This is a genomic window from Microcystis sp. BLCC-F209, from assembly GCF_041928595.1.
In the GTDB taxonomy this organism is placed as follows: Bacteria; Cyanobacteriota; Cyanobacteriia; order Cyanobacteriales; family Microcystaceae; genus Microcystis.
The window spans coordinates 1-3,270 of record NZ_JBHFLL010000011.1 but is presented as its reverse complement, the minus strand read 5'-3'; the positions used below and the strand labels follow the sequence as shown (position 1 = coordinate 3,270).

4 protein-coding genes and 1 pseudogene are annotated in these 3,270 nt (G+C 34.1%); 4 read left to right on the top strand and 1 reads right to left on the bottom strand.

The features are described 5' to 3' along the window. The 4 genes and pseudogenes from ACE1AQ_RS00515 to ACE1AQ_RS00500 all read left to right on the top strand — a co-directional run. Positions 1-83, top strand: a pseudogene (locus ACE1AQ_RS00515) (photosystem Q(B) 2 domain protein); the annotation flags it as partial. A 109-nt stretch (positions 84-192) separates the two neighbouring features. Beyond that, positions 193-756 (top strand): Uma2 family endonuclease, encoded by a 564-nt coding sequence (locus tag ACE1AQ_RS00510; protein WP_110546030.1) that lies wholly within the window; start codon positions 193-195, stop codon positions 754-756. Positions 757-819: 63 nt separating this feature from the next. Further along, positions 820-1,083, top strand: a complete 264-nt coding sequence (locus tag ACE1AQ_RS00505; protein WP_110546029.1) for a hypothetical protein — start codon at positions 820-822, stop codon at positions 1,081-1,083. Further along, the gene (locus ACE1AQ_RS00500; protein WP_110546028.1) at positions 1,080-1,517 is read left to right on the top strand and encodes a putative toxin-antitoxin system toxin component, PIN family; all 438 of its coding nucleotides are present in this window, start codon (positions 1,080-1,082) and stop codon (positions 1,515-1,517) included. The genes ACE1AQ_RS00505 and ACE1AQ_RS00500 overlap by 4 nt, the downstream gene beginning before the upstream one ends. A 40-nt stretch (positions 1,518-1,557) precedes the next feature. Here ACE1AQ_RS00500 and ACE1AQ_RS00495 read toward each other — a convergent pair whose 3' ends face one another. Continuing rightward, the gene (locus ACE1AQ_RS00495; protein WP_110546027.1) at positions 1,558-2,928 is read right to left on the bottom strand and encodes an ATP-binding protein; all 1,371 of its coding nucleotides are present in this window, start codon (positions 2,926-2,928) and stop codon (positions 1,558-1,560) included. Between the last annotated feature and the right edge of the window lie 342 nt (positions 2,929-3,270).

Here is a 3,270-nt window from a genome sequence, read left to right as displayed (position 1 = left end):
GCAACGCTCACAACTTCCCCTTAGACTTAGCTAGTGGTGAACAGGCTCCTGTAGCTCTGACTGCTCCTGCTATCAATGGTTAATTCCTAGTCTGAACGAAAAGGCACTCCCGCGAGGGGGTGCTTTTTTGTTGTTAGAATTGGGGAACAATGAAAAACGCTGCAAAATGCTTATTCTCAAACAATCATCATTATGACCGCTCTCACTGGAAAATATACTCTTAGTCAATATTTTGAGCGGGAAATACAATCCCAAACTCGTCATGAATATCTGGATGGAAAAATTATTGCTATGACAGGAGGGACACCGACTCATAATCGCATTATTAGTAATTTATTGGTGGCTTTATATACTGGACTAAAGAATCAACCCTATGCCGTTTTTGTCACCGATCAGCGTTTATGGATACCTGAGCGTCAAATAGCCACCTATCCTGATATTATGGTGATGCCTGAACCTCTCACTTATCAAGAAGGACGCAAAGATACTTTAATTAATCCTGTTTTAATCGCTGAGGTTTTGTCTGCTGCAACGGCAAATTACGACAGAGAAGAAAAGTTTGCCGCTTATCGAACCATTGCAACTTTTCAGGAATATTTATTGATTTCTCAGGAAAGACTTTATATCGAACATTTTCAAAAGGAAGGCGATTGCTGGGTGTTTACAGCTTATGAATCTGATAGGATAATTCATTTAAACTCTTTGCGAGTTGAGGTGGAGATAGCAGATATTTATAACAAGGTAATCTTTAGTTAAAGCTTTAAATCTGAAGCTTTTGTTATCATTAAACTAGACTAATCTTGGTCAGGAGTTAATTTTATGATATCCTCTCAAATTATTGAACTTGAACAAAAGTTACGAGATTTTTCGTTTGAAGATAAACAATGGTTATTAGAACAGTTACACAAGCATTTAGAAGGTTTAAAAGAAAATGTAAATAGAAAACAGGCCAAAGATTTGATTATGGAAACATTAAATGAGGTTCAAAATATGCCCGATAATTGTTATCATGAAGTTTGGCAAAAATTTGATGACGCTTGTGTGAGAATTTCAGGAAACTTAGAAGAATCTGATTTACTATGATGTTTGCTCAAGATTCACCTCTTGTTATTCTTGATACTTCGGTTTTTCTTTCAGCTTTGTTAAGTAAAAATCCTAACAGTGCGCCTTGTCAAATTATTCGTTATTGGCGGGAGGGTAGATTTAAGTTAGTTATTTCTCCTCAATTATTGGAGGAATTGGTTGAAAAACTATTACTGAAAAATATTGACAGAAATGATATTAAGGAGATTTTAACGGCTATTTTTTATACTGCTATCAAAATTCAAGGTATTTATCAAGCAACGCTACTCGCTCAGGTTGATCCAAATGATAATATGTTTTTGGCAGCCGCTTACGAAATAGGTGCTGATTATCTAGTTTCTTTAGATAAAAAACACATTTTACCGCTAAAGCATTATCATCATACACAAATTTTGTCCCCAAATTTATTCTTACAAGTCTTACAAAATAGTTAAAGGTAAAAAGGCGATCGCGTCTATTTGTAAAGAGATAATCCTAATCGTTAGGATTTCTTTTAAGATAGGATTTAAACACAGGATTAATAGGAAAATAGGACGAGGTTTCTGATGGTAATTTATCCAGTAAACAGCGTCTTATTAATGACTGAATAGTTGCCCAAAATTCAGAAGTAGATAAGTCAAGATTAGCAGTTTTGGGAAACTTTTCTACCGCTTCAGTTTGATTAGCTAACCAGTGTATCACCTTTTTTTCTGTTGCGGATAAACGCTGTAAATGACATTCGATCGAGTCTTCCATATCCCCCAAATAAATTTCATTGTTCATTTGTTCTAAAAATAAGGATACTTCTCCATCAAATAGTTCAATAAGGGTTGAGGAGATGATATTTAACCAGTTAGGATGACCTTGATAAAGTTCGCTCAGTTCCGTCCATTTCTCCTCACTTTTTAAACCGTATTCTTTGAAGATTTCTTCAAATTCTGTTGTGAAACCTTGCAGGTATAAAGTTTTAATTTTATCGGATTTTAAGGTAACAAAATCTCTGGGAAGTTCCCAACTAATTAAAATCAAACAACTTTGATGAGATAGGGTAGCAATTTGCTGAAAAAATTTATGATAATCCTGACAGTCGGGTAAATATTTACCTGCTAATTCCCCCGGTTTAAAAATATTCTGCACATCATCAAGAATAATTAAACAACGATAGGAGCTTAGATAATCTATTATATCAGGTAAGGGGGTTGATAGAGATTGGGCGAAAAACTGTTTTAGATCATCCTTGAGAGCGATTAATTGAGGAATATTTTCCAGACTGCGGTAAATAATATAATCAAATTGTGGGGCAATTTCTGAAATTAATTTAAGGGTTAAAGCTGTTTTTCCAATTCCACTTAACCCATAAATAGTAATTAATCGAGTTTTATTATCTAGCCATTCTTTTAAGGTAGATAGTTCTAAATCGCGTCCATAGTTACACCTTAATTCAGGAGCTTTTGTTAGGTTAATTATTGGGAATTGATGATCATTATCTGGAAAATTTGAAGACTTTTTTAAGTTGTTTTCTGAGTAGGGATTATTTTCTCTACAGACATTAACATGATGATTTCTTATATTATTATGTGGAGAGTTAACAAAATTATAAATAGTAGATGAAGCTTTATTTTCTAAAATAGAACGAACATTAGACTTTTTTATATCTTCTTCAAAAACATCAGATAACAGTTGCCATAACTTCCATGCTTCTTTTTTTATATGGTCATAACTGCGCTGATTATCTTTGGCAATTTCTTCATAATCTTGATGTTCCCAAATACCCTGTAAGATGGATTCTTGCAATGAATCAAGATGTTTACCGGTTTTCTCTAATACCTGTTTATCTGTCCATTCTAAAAGGGTTTGAATATCCATATAAGTAAGCGATAGAACATTTGTATTGCTGGTTGGGATAAGGGAACATATTTTAGTTTTCTCGTTTTTTTATCAGACTAATAATCATTTTACTTTACTTTTGCAAAAGATCAATGTATTGCCTACGAACATTTTACCCCATAAAGTCGGGAAGGGCAAACTGTCATACCAAATTCGCCTTAGAAAGTAAAGCTTGTAGTCATATTACTCGTAGGGTGCGCTCTTCAATAGCGTAACGCACCAATTTAATAATAGAGGTGGTGCGTTACGGCGAATTATTAATTTTGGTTTTTTGACTAAATTGATAGCCGCCTAACGCACCCTACACTCTACGGACTCGTA

What these genes read in the sequence shown, in the direction of transcription:
- ACE1AQ_RS00510 (WP_110546030.1), top strand. Translation starts at nt 193, where the DNA reads ATGACCGCTCTCACTGGAAAATATACTCTTAGTCAATATTTTGAGCGG.
- ACE1AQ_RS00505 (WP_110546029.1), top strand. Translation starts at nt 820, where the DNA reads ATGATATCCTCTCAAATTATTGAACTTGAACAAAAGTTACGAGATTTT.
- ACE1AQ_RS00500 (WP_110546028.1), top strand. Translation starts at nt 1,080, where the DNA reads ATGATGTTTGCTCAAGATTCACCTCTTGTTATTCTTGATACTTCGGTT.
- ACE1AQ_RS00495 (WP_110546027.1), bottom strand. Translation starts at nt 2,928, where the DNA reads ATGGATATTCAAACCCTTTTAGAATGGACAGATAAACAGGTATTAGAG.